Source organism: Planococcus sp. RAB007_Raresut, assembly GCF_057369535.1.
In genome coordinates, this window is sequence record NZ_JBXYIF010000228.1 from 1 (window position 1) to 246 (window position 246).

1 protein-coding gene is annotated in these 246 nt (G+C 52.0%); it reads right to left on the reverse strand.

What is annotated here, in order from left to right:
* A partial coding sequence (locus tag AC2Q9J_RS18375) for a DUF2200 family protein (RefSeq protein WP_499042161.1) occupies positions 1 to 246 on the reverse strand: 246 nt, incomplete at both ends.

Here is a 246-nt window from a genome sequence, read left to right on the forward strand (position 1 = left end):
GTTCTCGACACGAACCCCACAGACGACGCCTTTGATGAGGGCGCGGTCTTCGTTGAGACGAGGTGCTGAAGCGAAAAATGTATCAAAATCGACTTGATTGGCTATCTGACGTTCGAGTCCGGTCTCATCGTAACCGGTCAACCATTCGATGATGGTGTCGACTTCTTCCTTCGTCCGTCCTTTGCGTTCGGCTTTGGCGACGTAGAGTGGATAAACGCTCGCGAAACTCGTCGTATAGATTCGGTG